This window comes from Pseudomonas sp. 5Vm1k (assembly GCF_056161485.1).
This window is the reverse complement of sequence record NZ_JBSPCZ010000004.1, coordinates 21,463-40,161: the sequence shown is the minus strand read 5'-3', so window position 1 is coordinate 40,161 and position 18,699 is coordinate 21,463. Positions and strand designations below refer to the sequence as shown.

At 61.1% G+C, this 18,699-nt stretch carries 15 protein-coding genes and 2 pseudogenes; 6 read left to right on the top strand and 11 right to left on the bottom strand.

What is annotated here, in order from left to right:
- Positions 1 to 69: 69 nt before the first annotated feature.
- From ACWIKB_RS09405 to ACWIKB_RS09395, 3 genes are all read right to left on the bottom strand, one after another.
- Entirely contained in the window at positions 70 to 1,686 is a 1,617-nt protein-coding gene (locus ACWIKB_RS09405; protein WP_475266370.1) for a collagen-like triple helix repeat-containing protein, read from the bottom strand.
- 418 nt (positions 1,687 to 2,104) lie between these two features.
- The gene (locus ACWIKB_RS09400; protein WP_475266368.1) at positions 2,105 to 2,959 is read right to left on the bottom strand and encodes a MaoC family dehydratase; all 855 of its coding nucleotides are present in this window, start codon (positions 2,957 to 2,959) and stop codon (positions 2,105 to 2,107) included.
- Between the two features lie 2 nt (positions 2,960 to 2,961).
- Positions 2,962 to 4,314, bottom strand: a complete 1,353-nt coding sequence (locus ACWIKB_RS09395) for a 3-oxoacyl-ACP reductase (protein WP_475266366.1) — start codon at positions 4,312 to 4,314, stop codon at positions 2,962 to 2,964.
- A gap of 263 nt (positions 4,315 to 4,577) precedes the next feature.
- Between ACWIKB_RS09395 and ACWIKB_RS09390 the strand changes: the two genes are divergently transcribed.
- Both ACWIKB_RS09390 and ACWIKB_RS09385 read left to right on the top strand, forming a co-directional pair.
- Positions 4,578 to 5,855 (top strand): acetyl-CoA C-acetyltransferase, encoded by a 1,278-nt coding sequence (locus ACWIKB_RS09390; RefSeq protein WP_475266364.1) that lies wholly within the window; start codon positions 4,578 to 4,580, stop codon positions 5,853 to 5,855.
- Positions 5,856 to 6,048: 193 nt separating this feature from the next.
- Entirely contained in the window at positions 6,049 to 6,840 is a 792-nt protein-coding gene (locus ACWIKB_RS09385; RefSeq protein ID WP_475266363.1) for an AraC family transcriptional regulator, read from the top strand.
- 191 nt (positions 6,841 to 7,031) lie between these two features.
- Here ACWIKB_RS09385 and ACWIKB_RS09380 read toward each other — a convergent pair.
- Both ACWIKB_RS09380 and ACWIKB_RS09375 read right to left on the bottom strand, forming a co-directional pair.
- Positions 7,032 to 7,628: pseudogene (locus ACWIKB_RS09380) on the bottom strand (methyl-accepting chemotaxis protein); the annotation flags it as partial.
- A 261-nt stretch (positions 7,629 to 7,889) separates the two neighbouring features.
- Positions 7,890 to 8,822 (bottom strand): annotated as a pseudogene (locus ACWIKB_RS09375) (cache domain-containing protein); the annotation flags it as partial.
- A 604-nt stretch (positions 8,823 to 9,426) separates the two neighbouring features.
- Here ACWIKB_RS09375 and ACWIKB_RS09370 point away from each other — a divergent pair.
- Both ACWIKB_RS09370 and ACWIKB_RS09365 read left to right on the top strand, forming a co-directional pair.
- Positions 9,427 to 10,320 (top strand): PA4780 family RIO1-like protein kinase, encoded by an 894-nt coding sequence (locus ACWIKB_RS09370; RefSeq protein ID WP_163908180.1) that lies wholly within the window; start codon positions 9,427 to 9,429, stop codon positions 10,318 to 10,320.
- A gap of 192 nt (positions 10,321 to 10,512) precedes the next feature.
- Entirely contained in the window at positions 10,513 to 11,727 is a 1,215-nt protein-coding gene (locus tag ACWIKB_RS09365) for an MFS transporter (protein ID WP_475266848.1), read from the top strand.
- Here ACWIKB_RS09365 and cueR read toward each other — a convergent pair.
- The 3 genes from cueR to ACWIKB_RS09350 all read right to left on the bottom strand — a co-directional run bounded on the left by cueR (position 11,681) and on the right by ACWIKB_RS09350 (position 15,046).
- Entirely contained in the window at positions 11,681 to 12,094 is a 414-nt protein-coding gene (cueR, locus tag ACWIKB_RS09360) for a Cu(I)-responsive transcriptional regulator (RefSeq protein WP_054043982.1), read from the bottom strand. The two genes, ACWIKB_RS09365 and cueR, sit on opposite strands and share 47 nt — an antisense overlap.
- Positions 12,091 to 14,481: a heavy metal translocating P-type ATPase gene (locus tag ACWIKB_RS09355; protein ID WP_475266362.1), complete on the bottom strand. Its 2,391-nt coding sequence runs from the start codon at positions 14,479 to 14,481 to the stop codon at positions 12,091 to 12,093. The genes cueR and ACWIKB_RS09355 overlap by 4 nt, the downstream gene beginning before the upstream one ends.
- Positions 14,482 to 14,662: 181 nt before the next feature.
- A complete protein-coding gene (locus ACWIKB_RS09350; RefSeq protein ID WP_475266361.1) occupies positions 14,663 to 15,046 on the bottom strand; it encodes a hypothetical protein in 384 nt (127 codons plus the stop codon).
- A gap of 159 nt (positions 15,047 to 15,205) precedes the next feature.
- Here ACWIKB_RS09350 and ACWIKB_RS09345 point away from each other — a divergent pair, with 159 nt between their 5' ends.
- Positions 15,206 to 15,403 carry a heavy-metal-associated domain-containing protein gene (locus ACWIKB_RS09345; protein ID WP_475266359.1) on the top strand — a complete coding sequence of 66 codons (198 nt, stop codon included), beginning with the start codon at positions 15,206 to 15,208 and terminating at the stop codon, positions 15,401 to 15,403.
- A 279-nt stretch (positions 15,404 to 15,682) separates the two neighbouring features.
- Positions 15,683 to 16,879 carry a multidrug effflux MFS transporter gene (locus ACWIKB_RS09340; protein ID WP_475266357.1) on the top strand — a complete coding sequence of 399 codons (1,197 nt, stop codon included), beginning with the start codon at positions 15,683 to 15,685 and terminating at the stop codon, positions 16,877 to 16,879.
- 7 nt (positions 16,880 to 16,886) lie between these two features.
- On the opposite strand, the gene ACWIKB_RS09335 is transcribed toward ACWIKB_RS09340, so the two are convergent.
- The 3 genes from ACWIKB_RS09335 to ACWIKB_RS09325 all read right to left on the bottom strand — a co-directional run bounded on the left by ACWIKB_RS09335 (position 16,887) and on the right by ACWIKB_RS09325 (position 18,585).
- On the bottom strand, positions 16,887 to 17,057 hold the full coding sequence (locus ACWIKB_RS09335; protein WP_475266356.1) for a hypothetical protein: 171 nt from the start codon (positions 17,055 to 17,057) through the stop codon (positions 16,887 to 16,889).
- 191 nt (positions 17,058 to 17,248) lie between these two features.
- Positions 17,249 to 18,262, bottom strand: a complete 1,014-nt coding sequence (locus tag ACWIKB_RS09330; RefSeq protein WP_475266355.1) for a zinc-binding alcohol dehydrogenase family protein — start codon at positions 18,260 to 18,262, stop codon at positions 17,249 to 17,251.
- A gap of 29 nt (positions 18,263 to 18,291) precedes the next feature.
- Complete coding sequence (locus ACWIKB_RS09325; RefSeq protein ID WP_475266354.1) at positions 18,292 to 18,585, bottom strand: putative quinol monooxygenase; 294 nt, start codon at positions 18,583 to 18,585, stop codon at positions 18,292 to 18,294.
- Positions 18,586 to 18,699 lie beyond the last annotated feature (114 nt).

The following is an 18,699-nucleotide window of genomic DNA, read 5'->3' as shown; positions in this document are numbered from 1 at the left end:
CTGTGAATCTTCCGCCTCCAACCAAGCGTAGGCGCTGTAGATTCGGCCGTCGAATCGGCCAGGTGCAATTCAGCGTTTGTTGCCGGCCAGGCCTCCCAGCAGTCCGCCGAGACCACCCGTTGTGCCAGTGCCAGTGGTGCCATTGCTGACCAGTCCACCGACTGCGCCGACAGTGGCGCCGACGGTCGTGACCGTGTTGCCGACGGCTGCTACCACCGTGTTGGGGGCGGCAGCGGCGATGGTATTGCCGACATTGCCGACGGCTCCGCCAACCTGAGTGACCAGGCCGTTGACCGGTGCGCCGAGCCCCGTGGCACCTCCTACTTGTTGCGTGAGGCTACTGACGTTGCTGGTGACTGGATTCAACGCGGTGCCGAGCGTGCCACCTGCGCTGGCCAGAGGCGCGGTGGGGGTCAGGCTGGGAGCGCTCGAACCACCCAGTGCGCCGCCAATCGAAGCGACCGTGCCGCCTATCGCGCCCAGGTTCACACCACCGGCACTGACGGCCGAATTGGTGTTGCCAGCGTTCAATCCGCCGCCGACATTAGCCACGGCACCACCGACTGTTTGCAGTAATCCGCTGCTGCCCAAACCGCCTAGGCCACCCGAACCCGAACCCGAGTTCGCGGCCAGTCCGCCCGCTGTGCCGGCGGTGGTGCCAAGGTTAGTCAGCGCGCCGCCCAAGGTGTTGGTCACTGCGTTGCCATCGCCGGCCGCCGTCACTTTGCTGCCGAGCCCGCCGACAGCCTTGCCGACGTTGCTGACCAGGCCATCGGCGGGATTACCCAGGCCAGTGGTGCTGCCGACTTTGCCGGTCAGGCCTTCCGCCAGAGTGACCACCGGCACCAGAACCTTATTACCGATGTCATTGGTGGCGGTCCCCAGGGTGTCGGTGCCGGTCGCAATGTTCAAGGTATCACCGAGCATGGTGACTCTTTCACCGACACCTCCAAGTACCGGGGTGACTTTGCTGACGACGCCACCGACCAGTGGAATGCTGTTGGTGGCCGTTGCCAGTTTGCCGCTGATGGCGGTCACCCCGTCGCCCGCGTCAGACACTACGTTGCCGACGATGGCGGTGGTTTTACTCAGGGCCTTTGGGTCGGTGCCGAGTTTGCCGAGGCCATCGTTCAGCCCGTCGCCGATGCTGTCAACGACATTACTGGTGGTGCTGACGGCGCTTTGCACAACGCCACCTACGACCGGAACCGTCGATAAAGAATTGCCGATACCGCTGACACCATCGCCCACGCCACTAACGGTTTTACCCAGATCCGTGACCACGTTGCTGGTGATCAGCGCGGCGGGAGAGGTTGTACCGCCCGTGCCACCCGTGCCGCCAGTACCACCAGTGCCGGTACCACCGGTGCCGCCAGTTCCTCCACCCGTGCCGCCAGTGCCACCGGTTCCAGCCGTGCCGCCGCCAGTACCACCGGTGCCTCCCGTTCCGGCCGTACCGCCGGCAGTACCATCGGAGCCACCGGTTCCGGCAGTCCCGCCGCCAGTACCATCGGTGCCACCGCTGCCGGCCGTTCCGCCACCCGTACCCGCTGCACCGGCAGCACCGTCGGATGAACTGCCGGAAGTGCTGTGATGACCGCCACCGCCACTGCTGCAACCCGCGAGGCCGAGGGACAGGATCAACGCCAATGCTGTTGCCGATTTGCACCACACTTGAGTGTTCATGAGAGTGATTCCTTGCACCTGTTACAACGTTCGTTGTCTTCGATGGCTTGCCGATTCTGTCGCCGGCAATGCCTTCGTCCGTTGTGCACATCACAATCCCAGAGGCGCTTTCAGGCCATTCTCAAGTTGGTATTAACCCCTTTATATAGGTGCGAGCGGATGCGGCCTAAGGACTAATGCCTTGGGTATAAGTCGGATGATTTTTTTGCGGGGAATTCGTTTTAAATCAATGGAACGTGTTTTTAAGCGGGCGTGTAACCCGGGGAAGGAAACTTAAGTTATATACACAATTAATCATGTTTTCAGGCCCGAAAAGATCGCAGCCTGCTGCGGCTCCTACAGGTTCGGCGTGCGCCGTGATATCACGGTTGAACACAATCCCCTGTAGGAGCCGCCGCAGGCTGCGATCTTTTGACTGTCAGGCGACAGGCCGCCAATGCCCCACCATATGCTCCAGCTCCCCGGCACCGACCAATTGCAGATCGCCGCTGGACGCCGCCGCACTGGCGAGCAACGTCACCTCACTGGGCAAGCGCACCGGTTTGCGAAACTGCACTGCAATCTCGATGTTCGCCGTCGGCAGATGATCTGCCAGCGCCGCCAACGTCCGGGCCTTGTTCCACAGTCCATGGGCAATCGCCGTAGGAAAACCGAACAGCTTGGCGCTGGCCGCACTCAGGTGAATCGGGTTGTAATCCCCGGACACCTTGGCGTACTGCCGGCCAATGTCCGCAGGGGCTTTCCAGCGTGTCACTTCGGTCAGGGCCAGTGTCGGTGTCAAAACCTCTTCAAGCGGCTCGCCATCGAGTTTGACCCCGCGACACAGCATCTGGCTTTGCGCTTCCCACAGCGTTCCCAGTTGATCATCCAGGGTCGTGACCAGATCGAATGTTGCGCCCTTGGCGTGGGGTTGCAGGTTCTGCACTTGCACGCTGACCCGCGCGCGATGCACACCGCCCATGGGCCGCAGCACTCGAATGCGATTGCTCAAGTGAATCAACCCCAGCAACGGGAACGGAAACGCCTTGTCGGTGAGCAATTGCATCTGCAAGGCAAACGCCAGAATGTGTGGATACGTCGGCGGCAGCAACCCGTTATCGGCAAAACCGCAGACCTTGCGATAGGCTGCCAGGCGTTTCGGCTCGACATCGAGCCAGCAATGCAAACCCGTGTCGGGCAGCACAGTGCCGGTGATTTTCCGGCGCGTGGCCGCCCGCAAGTACAACCCGGGCAGGCTCGGTTCGCGGTTGAGTGTGTGCCAGTCGATGATCATCTTTACGCCCCCAAGACACTTTGCCCACACACTCGCAACGCTTGCCCGGTGAACGCGCCGGTGCCCGGCTGTGCCAGCCAGGCCACCGCTTCGGCGACGTCCTGTGGCAAGCCGCCCTGACCCAGGGAGCTCATGCGGCGCCCGGCTTCACGCAGGCCGAATGGTATGTGCGCGGTCATCTGGGTTTCGATAAAGCCTGGCGCCACGGCGTTGATGCTGATGCCCCGCTCATGCAGCAGCGGCGCCCAAGCCTGGGCCAGACCGATCAGCCCGGCCTTGCTCGCGGCGTAGTTGGTTTGCCCGCGATTGCCGGCAATGCCACTGATGGAGGCAAGCAGAATCACCCGTCCGTTATCGCGCAGGCTGCCGGCGTCGAGCAGGGCCTTGGTCAGCACTTGCGGTGCATTGAGGTTGACCGCCAGCACCGCGTCCCAGAATTCCGGCGTCATGTTGGCCAGGGTTTTATCGCGGGTGATGCCGGCGTTGTGAACCACGATGTCGATGCCGTCGGGCAGATGTTCAATCAACTGCGCAGCCGCATCTTCAGCGCAAATATCCAGCGTGATGCTTTGCCCGCCGAGGCGTGCGGTGAGGGCTTCGAGATCGGCCTTGGCCGGCGGTACATCAAGCAGGATCACCTCGGCACCATCCCGGGCCAAGGTTTCGGCGATGGATGCGCCGATGCCCCGCGCCGCGCCGGTGATCAACGCCTTGCGCCCGGACAGTGGCCGAGTCCAGTCCTGAACCGGCGTATCGCAGGCCTGCAAACGAATGACCTGTCCAGACACGAAGGCGCTTTTGGGCGAGAGGAAAAACCTCAGCGGCCCTTCCAGTTGATCCTCGGCGCCTTCGCCGACATGGATCAACTGCAAGGTGCCGCCGCTGCGCAGCTCTTTGGCGAGCGAACGGCTGAAGCCTTCCAGGGCACGCTGGACGCTGGCGGCGATTGGGTCGCTGAGGCTTTCCGGCGGCCGTCCCAGAATCACCAGGTGCGCGCTGCTATCGAGGTTTTTCATCAATGGCTGAAAGAACTCGCGCAGCTGTTTGAGTTGGTCGGTTTGCACCAAATGGCTGGCATCAAACACCACGGCCTTGAGTTTCGGACCATGGCCGGGAATCCACGGGGTGGCCAGGGATGGCTCGGCGCCGTAGCTGTAAATCGCGTCGGTCAGGCGGTTGGCAAAGACGCTGACATTTTCTGCCAGCGGTCCGCCGCCAATCAGCAGTGCGCCTTCTACCGGTCGCAGGCGTCCGGCCTGCCAGCGTTCCAGACGCACCGGCGACGGCAGGCCCAAGGCCCCGACCAGACGGTGGCCGATGGACGAATTCGCGAAGTCGATATAACGGTCTGACATGGAACGCTCTCCGGCAGCTGGGGTTCAAAGTGTGGACCACGAATGGCGATCAGTCGTTCGATTCACGAGATTAGGCCTACGCTTGAACACAGGTGATTGATGTGTAGCAGGGATTTCAGGAAAACACAGACCCTGTGGGAGCGGGCTTGCTCGCGAAGGGGCCAGCACATTCAACATCTTTGTTGACTGACCCACCGCTTTCGCGAGCAAGCCCGCTCCCACAGGGGATCGCATTCACAAATAATTTTTAGAAGGAGCTTTTCATGACTCAGCTGCGCCGCGTCGCGATCATTGGCGGTAACCGTATCCCTTTCGCCCGTTCCAACGGGCCGTACGCCACCGCCAGTAATCAGGCGATGCTCACCGCAGCGCTCGAAGGCTTGATCGAACGCTTCAACCTGCACGGTTTGCGCATGGGCGAAGTGGCGGCGGGGGCGGTCATCAAGCTGTCTCGGGATTTCAACCTGACCCGCGAATGCGTGCTCGGCTCGCGGCTGTCGCCGACCACCCCGGCCTACGACATCCAGCAAGCGTGCGGTACAGGTCTGGAAGCAGCGCTGCTGGTCGCCAACAAAATTGCCTTGGGCCAGATCGAGTGCGGGATTGCCGGCGGTGTCGATACCACCTCCGACGCGCCGATTGGCGTCAGTGAAGGCCTGCGCAAAATCCTCCTGGAAGCCAACCGCGCCAAGACCACCGGCGACAAACTGAAAACTTTCCTGCAGTTGCGGCCGCGCCACTTGATCCCCGAATTTCCGCGCAACGGCGAGCCGCGTACCGGTCTGTCCATGGGGCAGCACTGCGAGTTGATGGCCCAGACCTGGAATATCCCCCGCGCCGAACAGGATCAACTAGCCCTCGAAAGCCATCAGAAACTGGCCGCTTCCTACACCGAAGGTTGGCACAACGACTTGATCACACCGTTCCTCGGCCTGACCCGCGACAACAACCTGCGCCCGGACCTGACCCTGGAAAAACTCGCCTCGCTCAAACCGGCGTTCGAGAAAAGCGCCAAAGGCACCATGACCGCGGGCAACTCCACGCCACTCACCGACGGCGCATCGCTGGTGTTGCTGGGCAGTGAAGAATGGGCCAAGGAACGCGGCTTGCCGATCCTCGCCTATTTGCGCGATGGCGAAGCGGCGGCGGTGGACTTCGTCAACGGTGCCGAAGGGCTGCTGATGGCGCCGGTGTATGCCGTACCACGCTTGCTGGCGCGCAATGGACTGACCTTGCAGGACTTTGACTACTACGAAATTCACGAAGCCTTCGCCGCACAAGTGCTGTGCACGTTGAAGGCCTGGGAAGATCCTGAGTACTGCAAAACCCGCCTCGGCCTTGACGCACCGCTGGGCTCCATCGACCGCAGCCGACTCAACGTCAAGGGCAGTTCACTGGCGGCTGGGCACCCGTTTGCTGCGACCGGTGGGCGCATCGTCGCCAATCTGGCGAAGCTGCTGGACGCGGCGGGCAAGGGCAGAGGGTTGATCTCTATCTGCGCGGCGGGCGGTCAAGGTGTCACCGCCATCATCGAACGCTGATCCCTGCACAATCCCTGTGGGAGCGGGCTTGCTCGCGAAAGCGGTGTGTCAGTCGACATAAATATTGCCTGATACACCGCCTTCGCGAGCAAGCCCGCTCCCACAAGGGGACACAAGGGGAAATGTGTTTGTCAGGGCGGGCGAGTTGGCCTAACGTCGCACTATCTGTAGTCCTGCGACACAAGGCCCCTCAATGACGTCCAACGGACAACTCTCCCTCGAACGCTCCATTCCAGCGTTGACCGCTTTACCACGCCCATTGTTCGCCCGCGCCGAAAGCCTCAACGCCGGTTCCTGGACACCGCCCCATCGCCACGACTGGGTGCAGTTTTCCTACGCCATCAGCGGCGTTCTCGGTGTGCACACTGCCGAAGGCAGCTTCTTCGCGCCACCGCAGTGGGGCATCTGGATTCCGGCGGATCTTGAACATCAAGTCGTTACTTCAATGCGCGCCGAGATGCGCAGCCTATACGTGCGGCGTGAGGAGAGTGCATGGGCGGACGGACGTTGTCGGGTGCTGGAAGTGACGCCGCTGGCCCGTGAGTTGATCAAGAGTTTTTGCCTGTTGCCGGTGGAGTATCCACAGGGTGACAGCCAGGAAGCGCGGTTGGTGAATGTGCTGTTGGATCAGTTGGCACATTTGCCAGAGGTCGAATTCTCTCTACCGCTGCCCAGGCATGAGCGTTTGCTCGGGTTGTGCAACGAGCTGATCGAAAACCCTGAGCAGAACGTGACGTTGCAGGAGTGGGCGGCGCGGTTGGGGACTTCGGAGAAAACCCTGATGCGGCTGTTTCAGCGTGAGACGGGTTTGAGTTTTCGCGGCTGGCGTCAGCGCGCGCGGTTGCTGTCGTCGTTGAGTTTGCTGGAGGAGGGCGACAGCGTGACCAATGCCGCGCTGGCTTGCGGGTATGACTCGACGTCGGCGTTTATTGCGGCGTTCAAGGGGTTATTCGGGTTTACCCCGGGGGAATTGTTTCGGCAGTGAGAGCCAGCCCCTCACCCCAGCCCTCTCCCCAGAGGGGAGAGGGGGAAAGGGAGCCGATCGGGGACTTTTCAAATTCTGAGTTCAACTCGATATTTCAGGTTGTAGTCACTAGAACAATCAACTCGGTCGGCTCCCTCTCCCCTCTGGGGAGAGGGCTGGGGTGAGGGGTGGCCCTAAGACCACCCTCATTCTCAGGTCCTGAACCGCCGAACCAACCCGTCCAGCTCATTCGACAACCCGGCCAGGCTCTGGGAGTCCAGTCGCGCCGAGTTCGCCAGTTCCGCCACTAACTGCGCATCGCCATGAATCTGGCTGATGTGCCGATTGATGTCTTCCGCCACCTGATGCTGTTCTTCCGCAGCGGTCGCAATCTGCGTGTTCATGTCGCGAATCACATCCACCGACTCACGAATCTGCCCGAAGCTGCTACGCGCTTCGCCAATGCGGGTGACCGACTGCTGCGACACTTCCAGGCTCGCATGCATCTGCTGGGTCACTTGACTGGTGCGCTTGGCCAGGTTGCCGAGCAAGCCGTCGATTTCCGCCGTGGAATCGGCCGTGCGTTTGGCCAGGGCGCGCACTTCATCTGCCACTACCGCAAAACCACGACCTTGCTCACCGGCCCGAGCCGCTTCAATCGCCGCGTTCAACGCCAGCAGGTTGGTCTGTTCAGCGATGGAGCGAATGGTTCCCAGAATCGACTGAATGTCATTGCTGTCGCGTTCCAGCTGTTGCATCGACTGGGCCGATGATTCGATTTCCTGGCTCAACCGATCGACGCTGGTCACCGCGGCATCAATCTGCTGCTGGCCTTCGCGGGCCTGGCGCTGGCCACTGTCGGCCGACTCGGCGGCCTGGCTGCACGAGCGGGCAACTTCGTTGGCGGTGGCAACCATTTCGTGGAACGCCGTGGACACCATGTCCACCGCTTCACGCTGGCGCCCGGCGGCTTCGGCCATGTCGCTGGAAACACGGGTCGAGCTCTGGGAGGTGGCGAGGATTTTGTTTGCGGCGCCGCCGATGCTCTGAATCAGGTTGCGGATTGCGGCCAGGAACTGGTTGAACCAGTTGGCCAGTTGCGCGGTTTCGTCGCTGCCACGGATTTCCAGGTTCTTGGTCAGGTCGCCTTCACCCTGAGCGATGCCTTCCAGACCACTGGCCACGCTGCTGATCGGCCGCACGATGACGCGGGCGAAACTGGCGCCGACGATGGCGAAGAACACTGCCAGTACCGCGGCAATGCCCGCGATCAGCCAGGTCAGTTGAGTCGCCGAGCTCATCACGTCGGTTTGCTTGATCAGGCCGATAAAGGTCCAGCCCAGTTGCTCCGACGGCCAGACGTTGGCCATGTAGCGCTCGCCGTTAAGCTCGACTTCTACAAGGCCTTTGCCGGCCTTGGCCAGTTGCGCATAGCCCTCGCCGAGGCTGCCCAGGGCCTTGAAGTTGTGTTCCGGTTGTTTCGGGTCGACCAGCACCGTGCCGCTGTTTTCCAGCAGCATCAGGTAACCGGTTTCGCCGAGCTTGATCTGTTTGACGATTTCGGTGAGCTGCTTGAGCGTCACGTCGATACTGACCACGCCGCCGTTGGTGCCCAACTTGTTATCGATGGTGCGCACGGTGCTGACGTAGGACGCGTCGTCCTGAGCCCAGTAATAGGCTTCGGTGCGAAACGGTTTGCCCGGTTTGGCTTGCGCGGCTTTGTACCAGGGACGCTGGCGCGGGTCGTAGTTGTTCAGTTTTGCGTCGTCCGGCCAGGACACATAACCGCCAGCTGCAGTGCCGACGATTGCGTAGGCGTAGGACGGATGGGTGTTGCCCAGATCCTGAAGGAGCCCAAAGACTTTTTTGTCCATGTCACCTTGAGGAATTGTCTCGGCGTTGGCGGCCATGTAGGTCTTGAGGCTGTCGTCGGTGTTTTTGATCAGCGGCTGGGACGCCAGGTAATCGACGTTCTGGCTGATACCGTCGAAAAACAGCTGCATGGCGTTGCTGACCTGACGGATCTCACGTCCGCTGCCGTCGACGAAAGCATCCTTGGCATCGCTGCGCAAGTTCAGCACAACCAGGGTGGCGACCAGCACCACCGGCAAGCAGGCGATGATTGCAAACGCCCACGTCAACTTCTGTTTGATGTTCATCCGCGCTCCAGATTTTCTTGTTGGCCCACGCAGTGCAGATGACTCGCGGATTTTTGGAAGCCGAAAACGGTGTAGATCGATTCGATTCCTTGAGGGCGGCATCGTCTTTTTTAAGCCGTGACGATTGTCGGACAAATCCTTTTCTCTCTTAGGACTTCGGCTGAAAAAACGGGAAATTGAGGACCATTGAGAAAAAACCTACAAATAGGAGAAATACGGATGTCAGCTTCTGTCGTAAATGCCCTGTCATCCCTTCGCCAACAAGTGTCGGCGGCTCGGCTATGATCTCCACCGGTCGATGAACGGCGTGGGATTTGCCGGATAAATTCGGCACATTGTGTGCATCCGCCATGTTCATAGGTCGGTAACCCCTCCCCGATTTGCGAGGATTGCCGTATAACGAATGACTTTCGCGTGTTTGGTAATAAAGGACCCACAATAAAAGCTGATGAAGACTCCAAAACGCATTGAACCCCTGATCGAGGACGGTCTGGTCGACGAGGTGCTGCGCCCACTCATGAGTGGTAAAGAAGCAGCTGTTTATGTGGTGCGCTGCGGTAACGAGCTACGTTGCGCGAAGGTCTACAAGGAGGCGAATAAACGCAGTTTCCGGCAGGCGGCCGAGTATCAGGAAGGCCGCAAGGTGCGCAACAGCCGACAGGCTCGGGCGATGGCAAAGGGCTCCAAGTTCGGCAAGAAAGAAACCGAGGACGCCTGGCAGAACGCCGAAGTGGCGGCCCTGTTTCGTCTGGCTGGCGCTGGTGTGCGGGTACCCAAGCCGTATGACTTCCTCGAAGGCGTACTGCTGATGGAACTGGTGGCCGACGAATATGGCGATGCCGCGCCGCGTCTGAACGACGTGGTGCTGGAACCGGACCAGGCCCGTGAATATCACGCGTTCCTGATTTCCCAGATCGTGCTGATGTTGTGTACCGGTCTGGTGCACGGTGACCTGTCTGAGTTCAACGTACTGTTGACCCCGACCGGCCCGGTCATCATCGACCTGCCCCAGGCAGTGGACGCGGCGGGTAACAACCACGCGTTCAACATGCTGGAGCGGGACGTGGGCAACATGGCGTCCTACTTCGGGCGGTTTGCGCCGGAGTTGAAAAAGACCAAGTACGCCAAGGAAATGTGGGCCCTGTACGAAGCCGGCACCTTGCACCCGGCCAGCATATTGACCGGCGAGTTCGATGAGCCGGAAGAGTTGGCCGACGTTGGCGGCGTCATCCGCGAAATCGAGGCGGCACGCCTGGATGAAGAGCGCAAGCAAGCGGTGCGCGCGGCTGATGATGCACCACCGGGTAAAACCGAAGAACCGCCTCCACCGTGGATGCAGTGATCGGTTAAACAAAAAACCCGGCCTCGGTCGGGTTTTTTGTCGAAACACTGATCCCCTGTAGGAGCTGTCGAGTGAAACGAGGCTGCGATCTTTTGACTTTGATTTTTTAAAACAAGATCAAAAGATCGCAGCCTCGTTTCACTCGACAGCTCCTACAGAGGACATCCCCACACTCAAGGATTGAATGTGAACATCCCCTCCACCCGCAATGCCCATCTGATCATCACCGCCCGTCTGATCTCGGACTTCGGCGCGTTCCTCAACATGGTCGCCCTGGCCACCTACGTCTATGTGCTGAGCAACAGCGCCATGAGCGTCGCGATTTTCCTCGCCAGCCGCGTGACCGGGGGGATTTTTGCCAGTCTGATCGGCACCACGTTCTACCGTCGTTGGGCCGGGCGCTTGCCGTTGATTGCCTTCGACTTGCTGCGCGCCGGGGTGCTCGGCCTGCTGCTGGTTTTGCCGGTGACCCAGCAAGCCTTGCTGTTGCCGTTGATTGCCTTCGGCCTGGGTTTCGGTAATTCGATGTTCGCCATCGGCCTCAACAGCCAGTTGCCGAACCTGATCGACCGCGAGCACTTGCTCAAGACCAACGCCTGGATTACCTCGGCGGCGTCCATTGCAATGGTCGCTGGCAGTCTTGTAGCGGGGTTGGTGGTGGCGGCGTTTGGTTTTGAAGCGGTGTTCGCGCTGAACGTAGTCACTTACCTGCTGGCGGCGTTGCTGCTGGTGCCGTTGCGTTTTCGCGCGGCAGCCACCGGTGCGGAATCAAAAACTGAACGTGGAGAATGGTCGGCGCTGCTGCAAGGCTTACGTAGCTCCCCGGTACTGGCGGCGATGCTCGCGGTGGCCATGGCTGACACGCTGGGCAGCGCGGCGCACAACGTCGGGTTTCCGATCATCTCGCGGCTACTGACGCCGGAATCCGCGAGCACCACGTTGGGCTTGATGCTGGCAGTCTGGGCCAGCGGCAAACTCATCGGCGCGCGGATCGCCAGTCGCCTCAAAGGCTCGGACAACATCAACCTGGAACGGCGCTTTTTCTATGGCGTGTTGCTGATGTCCTGCGGCTTCATCCTGATGTTCCAGCAGCAGACCCTTTACGGTTTGCTCCTGTTCTCGTTGCCGGCCGGGCTGGGCGACGGTTTTTCCGAAGTCGGTCTGATGTCGCGCCTGCAACGGGAACCGGACCACCTGCGCCTGCCGATCTTCAGCTTCCTGACCCTGCTGCAAATGACCGGGTTCGGCATCGGCATGTTGATCGCCGCACCGTTCTACGCCTGGTGGACGCCCGGCGCGGTAGTGCTGTTGTTCCACGGCATTCCCCTCACCACGTTGCTGGTGGTGAAGGCTTTGTCCGTCAGGCGCGGGCGGGTTCGGCGCAGCAGCCCGACGCCAGCTCCTTGAGGATCGGGCAGTCCGGGCGGTGGTCGCCGTGGCAGTGCTCGACCAGGTCCTGCAAGGTGTCGCGCAATTGGCCGAGCTCGCGAATCTTCTGGTTCAGCTCGTCAATGTGCTGACGGGCCAGGGCTTTCACATCGGCGCTGGCCCGCTGGCGGTCTTGCCAGAGGGTCAGCAACTTGCCGACCTCCTCCAGTGAAAACCCCAGATCCCGCGAGCGTTTGATAAAGGCCAACGTGTGCAGGTCGTCATCGCCATACACCCGGTAGCCGCTGTCGGTGCGATGGGCGGCCTTGAGCAAGCCGATGGACTCGTAATAACGGATCATCTTCGCGCTCAGGCCGCTGTGGCGGGCCGCTTGGCCGATGTTCATCGGTTGTCCTCCAGATCCTTGGGTTTCCAAGTTTTCAACAGTAGCGCATTGCTCACCACGCTGACGCTCGACAGCGCCATGGCTGCGCCGGCCAGCACCGGGTTGAGGAAGCCGAACGCCGCCAGCGGAATGCCGATCAGGTTATAGACGAAGGCCCAGAACAGATTCTGGCGGATCTTCGCATAGGTCTTGCGGCTGATCTCCAGCGCCGCCGGCACCAGTCGCGGATCGCCGCGCATCAGGGTGATCCCGGCAGCGTGCATCGCCACATCGGTGCCGCCGCCCATGGCGATGCCGATATCCGCCGCGGCCAGCGCCGGGGCGTCGTTGATGCCGTCGCCGACCATCGCCACCACGCCGGTTTTCTTCAGTTCGGCGACGGTGGCGGCTTTGTCTGCCGGCAGGACTTCGGCGTGCACATCTTTAATCCCCAACGCTTCGGCGACGACTTTGGCGCTGCCACGGTTGTCGCCGGTCAGTAAATGGCTGCTGATGTTGCGCGCGTTAAGTTGCTGCACCGCTTGCAGGGCGCCGGGTTTGAGCGTGTCGCCGAAAGCGAAGAGGCCGAGCACGCGCGGTTCGGGACTTTGCTCGATCAGCCAGGACAGGGTTCGACCTTCGGTTTCCCAAGCTTTGGCGGAATCGGCTAGTGAACCTGCGCTCAAACTGCTTTCTTCCAACAGACGACGATTGCCCAGCGCCAACCGACGACCGTCGAGCGTGCCGGCGATACCGCGCCCGGTCAGCGACTGGCTGTCGGTGACATCGGCCACGACCAATCCGCGTTCAGCACAAGCATCCAGCACCGCCTTGGCCAACGGGTGTTCGCTGCCCCGTTGCAGCGCGCCGGCCATTTGCAACAGTGGCGCTTCATCACCGTCAACGGCACTTAAGTGAGCGATACGCGGCGCACCAGATGTCAGAGTGCCGGTCTTGTCGAACACCACGGCGCTGACTTCATGGGCACGTTCCAACGCTTCGGCGTCCTTGATCAGAATCCCGTAACGCGCAGCGACTCCAGTGCCGGCCATGATCGCCGTCGGTGTGGCCAGGCCCAATGCGCAGGGGCAGGCAATCACCAGCACCGCGACGGCGTTGATCAACGCGGTTTCGATGGGCGCGCCGTACAACCACCAGCCGATCAACGTCGCCAGGGCCAAGACCAACACCGTCGGCACAAACACCTGACTGACTTTATCCACCAGTTTCTGAATCGGCGCTTTTGCGGCTTGGGCGTCTTCGACCAGGCGAATAATGCGCGCCAATACGGTTTCCGCACCGAGGGCCAGCGTGCGTACCAGCAAGCGGCCTTCGCCATTGATCGCGCCGCCGGTGACCTTGTCGCCGGGTTGTTTCGGTACGGGCAGGCTTTCGCCGCTGATCAGTGCCTCGTCGGCGTGGCTCTGGCCTTCCACCACTTCGCCGTCCACCGGGAAACGTTCGCCGGGTTTGACCATGACCAGATCATTCAGGCGCAAGGCGCTGATGGCGACGTCCTGTTCGCGACCATCGATCACTTGAATCGCCCGTTCCGGACGCAGCGCTTCGAGGGCGCGGATGGCACTGGCGGTCTGGCGTTTGGCGCGGCTTTCCAGGTATTTGCCCAGCAAGACCAACGCAATCACCACCGCCGAGGCTTCGAAATACAGATGCGGCATGCGCCCGGCGGCGGTGGCCCATTCATAAAGACTCAAGCCATACCCGGCGCTGGTGCCCAGGGCGACGAGTAAGTCCATGTTGCCAGCACCGGCGCGCACGGCTTTCCACGCAGCGACGTAAAACCGCGCACCAAAGATGAATTGCACCGGCGTGGCCAAGGCGAACTGCGCCCAGGCCGGGAGCATCCAGTGCACGCCGAATGGTTGCAGCAGCATCGGGAGCACCAGCGGCAAGGCCAGGGCGATGGCCGCGAGCAGGATCCAGCGCTCGCGCTGCAGGCGGGTTTGTTGATTGTCTGTGGGGTGTTCGACTTCCCAGACGCTGGCGTTGTAGCCTGCCTTGGTCACGGCGGCGATCAGGGTTTGTGGATCGACCTGACCGAGCAGTTCGAGGTGGGCGCGCTCATTGGCCAGGTTGACGCTGACACTTTTCACGCCGGGCACCTTGGTTAGCGCCCGTTCGACCCGGCCAACGCAGGACGCGCAGGTCATGCCGTCGATGCTCAATTCCAGACTTTGTTGCGGCACGCTGTAGCCGGCCTGCTGCACCGCGTCCATCAAGGCCGGCAGGCTATCGCTGGGGGCCTGGATGCGCGCCTGTTCCGTGGCCAGGTTGACGCTGACGGCAGTGGCGCCGATGACTTTGCTCAAGGCTCGCTCGACACGCCCGGCGCAACTGGCGCAGGTCATGCCGGCAATCGGCAGATCGAAAGTGGTGGATTCGGACATCGGTCACGCTCCCTGTAGAAAGTGCCTACAGGATCAACCTTGCCATGCGGGCAAGGTCAAGCGCCAATCCACAACCCGTAGGAGCGAGGCTTGCCCGCGAAGAGGCCGTAACATTCAACATCAATGCTGACTGTTATGGCCTCTTCGCGGGCAAGCCTCGCTCCTACAAGGTAGGTGGTGATTAATATTCCAGGGCCGCGGGTTTGAGGTACATCCCTTCCTGCGTCATCGCAATCCGGAACTTCAACACATCGCCGGCCTTGAGCGTGATGACCTGCGAGCCCGGCGCCAACATGCCGGCGTTGCAGCCCGGCGCCTGGCCCGGCAGCAGTTTCAGGCGCAGGGACACATTGCCCGGTGGCAGGTTGAACGAGGTGCTTTGCTCCTGGAACAGCCGCGCCGACAGTTGATCCTGGATGTACACACCGATCTCGCAGTTGGTCGACACTTCCAGGCGCTCGCGGGAAATGATCAGGACACCATAATCCTCCCCGGCGGCATTGGCCGAAGGCAGGGCGGCGAAAAGGCTGAGGAAGCCAAACAGGCTGAGAGTTGACCAGCGCATGGCTGATTCTCCTGAGGTCGAGTCATTGATGAACGCAGCTTGGCCGAGCGCGACGCCGATTGCCAGCCCGGCAGATTATTTCAGAACTTGACCTTGCCATGGTGGCAAGCTCGAGACTACCGGCAGTGTTATTAAAAAGCCTCACTCAAGGAGTCATCCATGCAAGTGTTCAACGTTGAAGGCATGTCCTGTGGTCACTGCGTCAAGGCGATCACCCAAGCCCTGCAAGCCAAGGACCCGGCGGCCAGCGTGCGGGTTGATCTGGCGGCGAAGGAGGTTGGCGTTGAAAGCGGTTTGACGACCGAACAGGTGATCGCCGCCATCACCGAAGAAGGCTACCAAGCCAAAGTTGTCTGAAGCCCAATACATATTCCCCTGTGGGAGCGGGGCTTTTGTGGCGAGGGGGCTTGCCCCGCTGGGTCGCGAAGCGGCCCCTATGTCTTTCAGCTTGACCGAGCTGTCTGGATTGACGACTGCTTCGCAGCCGAACGGGGGCAAGCCCCCTCGCCACACAAGCCCGCTCCCACAAGGCATTCATCCAGGGGTTTTTAATAGTTAGCGACCTATCGGAATGTTCAAGGCGTCCACGCCCGGCTAGACTGTCGAGCTGCCGACCCACGCCCAACTGGATGCCCGATGAACTTCCGTACCATTTTGATTCTTGGTGCCCTGACCGCTTTCGGTCCGTTGGCGATCGATTTCTACTTGCCGGCGTTCCCGGCCATCGCGCAGTCGTTTGGCACTGACGAAAAACATGTGCAAATGACGCTCGCCGCGTATTTCCTCGGTTTGTCCATTGGTCAGTTGCTCTACGGCCCGGTGGCGGATCGGTTCGGGCGGCGCATTCCGCTGCTCACCGGTGTCGGCTTGTTCACGGCAGCGTCCCTGGCCTGTGCGTTTGCGCCGAACCTGGAATGGCTGATGGGCGCGCGATTCATTCAGGCGCTGGGCGGCTGCGCGGGGATGGTGATCTCTAGGGCGGTGGTCAGCGATAAATGCGATGCGGTGGGTTCGGCAAAAGTCTTTTCGCAACTGATGCTGGTGATGGGCCTGGCGCCGATCCTGGCACCGATGCTCGGCGGGCTGTTGGTCAACACCACCGGCTGGCAGTCGATCTTCCTGGTGCTGACCGGGTTCAGCGCCCTGGCCGCACTGGCCGTGGCCCTCGGGCTGCCGGAAAGCCTGCCGGACTATGTGCCGCGCCAACCGTTGAAGGGCGCATTGCGTCAGTACGGTCGGTTGCTGGCCGATCCGGTCTACCTCGGCCACGCCCTGACTGGCGGTCTCGCCGTCGCCGGGATGTTTGCCTACATATCCGGTTCGCCATTTGTCTTCATCAAGCTATATGGCGTGCCGGCCGAGCATTTCGGCTGGTTGTTCGGCACCAACGCGGCGGGGTTCATCCTGGTGGCGCAGGTCAACGCGCGACTGCTGGCCAAGCGTGGCCCGGCGTTCCTGCTGGCGCGCACAGTGTGGGTTTATCTGGGCGCAGGCCTGACGTTGCTCGCGGTCAGTTCACTGCACACCGAACAACTATGGCCGCTGCTGATCCCCTTGTTTATCTGTATCGCCAGCCTCGGTTGCATCCTGCCCAATGCCTCGGCCTGCGCCATGAACGGGCAGGGCGCACGCGCCGGCAGTGCGTCGGCGCTGCTCGGGTGCCTGCAATTTAGCGTTGCCGCCGGGGCATCGGCGTTGGTGGGTGTTTTACACGATGGCAGCGCCGTGCCGATGGCTATGGTCATCAGCCTGTGCGGAATTCTGGTGGTGAGCGCCGCGATGCTCACCCGACGTTTGCAAAATGCCCGGGCCCTGGCCCAAGCCGCGGTCTGAAACCGGATTAGCCAGCGGCACGCTGCTGGCGGTCGGGGATTTGATGAGGGGCGAGGAGCCGTGCTTCAAGGGTACGGGTGAAGGCGCGGGCTTCAGCTTCGCTGCGGAACGTGACGGAGTGTTGGTCGAGACGGACTTGCCACTGGGATGTTGCCACTTCTTTTATCAGGATCTTCATTGCTGACCTCCTTAAGTAAAAGATTGCGTCGCAGAGGTTTCGATTGTAGACCCGAATACGATCGCAATTGTGACAACGGTCAAGCATCTGACTGACGGTTCGCCATATGGCTTTTTGTAGGAGCGAGGCTTGCCCGCGAAGGCGATCTTGAGGACGCCTTCGCGGGCAAGCCTCGCTCCTACAGGGTCGGGTTAGAACCCTTCCAGCACAATCTTGCCCTTGGCCTTGCCGCTCTCCAGCAGTTCATGGGCGCGGCGCAGGTTGCTCGCGTTGATCGTGCCGAAGTGCTCGCCCACCGTGGTTTTCAGCGTCCCGGCATCGATCAGCTCGGCGATACGGTTGAGCAGTTTGTGCTGCTCGATCATGTCGGCGGTCTCGAACAGCGAGCGGGTGTACATGAACTCCCAGTGCAACGAAATGCTCTTGCGCTTGAGTTTGGTCACGTCCAGCGCCTTCGGATCATCGATCAGCGCCAGTTTGCCCTGGGGCGCCAAGGCTTCGACCAATTGATCCAGATGCTCATCGGTCTGGGTCAGGCTGGCGACGTGGGTTACGTGCTTAACGTCCGCACGCTTGAGTTCTTCGCTCAGCGGTTGGCTGTGATCGATCACCAGGTCGGCGCCCAGTTCACGCACCCAGCTCTGGGTTTGTGGACGGGATGCGGTGCCGATGACCTTCAGCCCGGTGAGCTGACTCGCCAGTTGAGTCAGGATCGAACCCACGCCGCCCGCCGCACCGACGATAAGCAGGCTCTGACCTTCATCAGTTCTACCCTCACGCACTTGCAGGCGTTCGAACAACAACTCCCACGCGGTGATCGCAGTCAGCGGCAGCGCGGCGGCTTCGGCAAAGCCGAGGGATTTCGGCATGTGCCCGACAATCCGTTCGTCCACCACATGCAACTCGCTGTTGCCGCCGGCACGAGCGATGGAGCCTGCGTAGAACACTTTATCGCCAGCTTTGAATAGCGTGACTTCACTGCCGACAGCTTTGACCACACCCGCCACGTCCCAGCCCAGCACTTTCGCCGCGCCGCCTTCAGGCTGGACGTTCTGCCGGACCTTGGTGTCCACCGGATTCACCGAGATGGCTTTGACTTCCACCAGCAAGTCGCGCGGGCCGGCGACCGGTTCTGGCAGTTCGATGTCTTGCAGGGATTTGGCGTCGCTGATCGGCAGGGAGGCGTAGTAGGCAATCGCTTTCATAAAGGGCTCCGTAGTAATAAAGGAAGAAGTCAGGCCAGGGTGCGCAGGCGCTTGAGGTCGAAGTGTTCGAGAAAGTCGCCTGCCTTGGCACGGAAGTTCTGGATGTGGGCGCTGGCGTCGTGGGCTTGCAGGGCTGAGTCGCTACTCCATTGTTCGATCATGTAGAAAGCCAATGGGTTGGCGAGGTCCTGGTGCAAATCGTATTGACCGCAACCAGCCTCGGCGCGGGTTGGCTCCAGTAGCGCCCGCAGGTGCTGTTCGAGGGCGTCCTGCTGGCCGGGTTTGGCGATGAGGGTGGCGATAGCGGTAAACGGCTGGGACATGGTCGACTCCTGACGCTGAGTGATTTTCGATGGGACAGATGATTGGCTATTTCCCGGCAAGATAAAACCCGCTAAAAGAGCAGTCTCTTTCAATATTTTTTTGATAATCAGGGC

Bases quoted from the DNA above. Each gene is read 5' to 3' on its own strand.
- ACWIKB_RS09355 (WP_475266362.1), bottom strand. From the start codon at position 14,481: ATGTCCGAATCCACCACTTTCGATCTGCCGATTGCCGGCATGACCTGC.
- ACWIKB_RS09335 (WP_475266356.1), bottom strand. From the start codon at position 17,057: ATGAAGATCCTGATAAAAGAAGTGGCAACATCCCAGTGGCAAGTCCGT.
- ACWIKB_RS09330 (WP_475266355.1), bottom strand. From the start codon at position 18,262: ATGAAAGCGATTGCCTACTACGCCTCCCTGCCGATCAGCGACGCCAAA.
- ACWIKB_RS09400 (WP_475266368.1), bottom strand. From the start codon at position 2,959: ATGATCATCGACTGGCACACACTCAACCGCGAACCGAGCCTGCCCGGG.
- ACWIKB_RS09350 (WP_475266361.1), bottom strand. From the start codon at position 15,046: ATGCGCTGGTCAACTCTCAGCCTGTTTGGCTTCCTCAGCCTTTTCGCC.
- ACWIKB_RS09395 (WP_475266366.1), bottom strand. From the start codon at position 4,314: ATGTCAGACCGTTATATCGACTTCGCGAATTCGTCCATCGGCCACCGT.
- ACWIKB_RS09405 (WP_475266370.1), bottom strand. From the start codon at position 1,686: ATGAACACTCAAGTGTGGTGCAAATCGGCAACAGCATTGGCGTTGATC.
- ACWIKB_RS09390 (WP_475266364.1), top strand. From the start codon at position 4,578: ATGACTCAGCTGCGCCGCGTCGCGATCATTGGCGGTAACCGTATCCCT.
- cueR (WP_054043982.1), bottom strand. From the start codon at position 12,094: ATGAACATCGGCCAAGCGGCCCGCCACAGCGGCCTGAGCGCGAAGATG.
- ACWIKB_RS09370 (WP_163908180.1), top strand. From the start codon at position 9,427: ATGAAGACTCCAAAACGCATTGAACCCCTGATCGAGGACGGTCTGGTC.
- ACWIKB_RS09325 (WP_475266354.1), bottom strand. From the start codon at position 18,585: ATGTCCCAGCCGTTTACCGCTATCGCCACCCTCATCGCCAAACCCGGC.
- ACWIKB_RS09385 (WP_475266363.1), top strand. From the start codon at position 6,049: ATGACGTCCAACGGACAACTCTCCCTCGAACGCTCCATTCCAGCGTTG.
- ACWIKB_RS09340 (WP_475266357.1), top strand. From the start codon at position 15,683: ATGAACTTCCGTACCATTTTGATTCTTGGTGCCCTGACCGCTTTCGGT.
- ACWIKB_RS09345 (WP_475266359.1), top strand. From the start codon at position 15,206: ATGCAAGTGTTCAACGTTGAAGGCATGTCCTGTGGTCACTGCGTCAAG.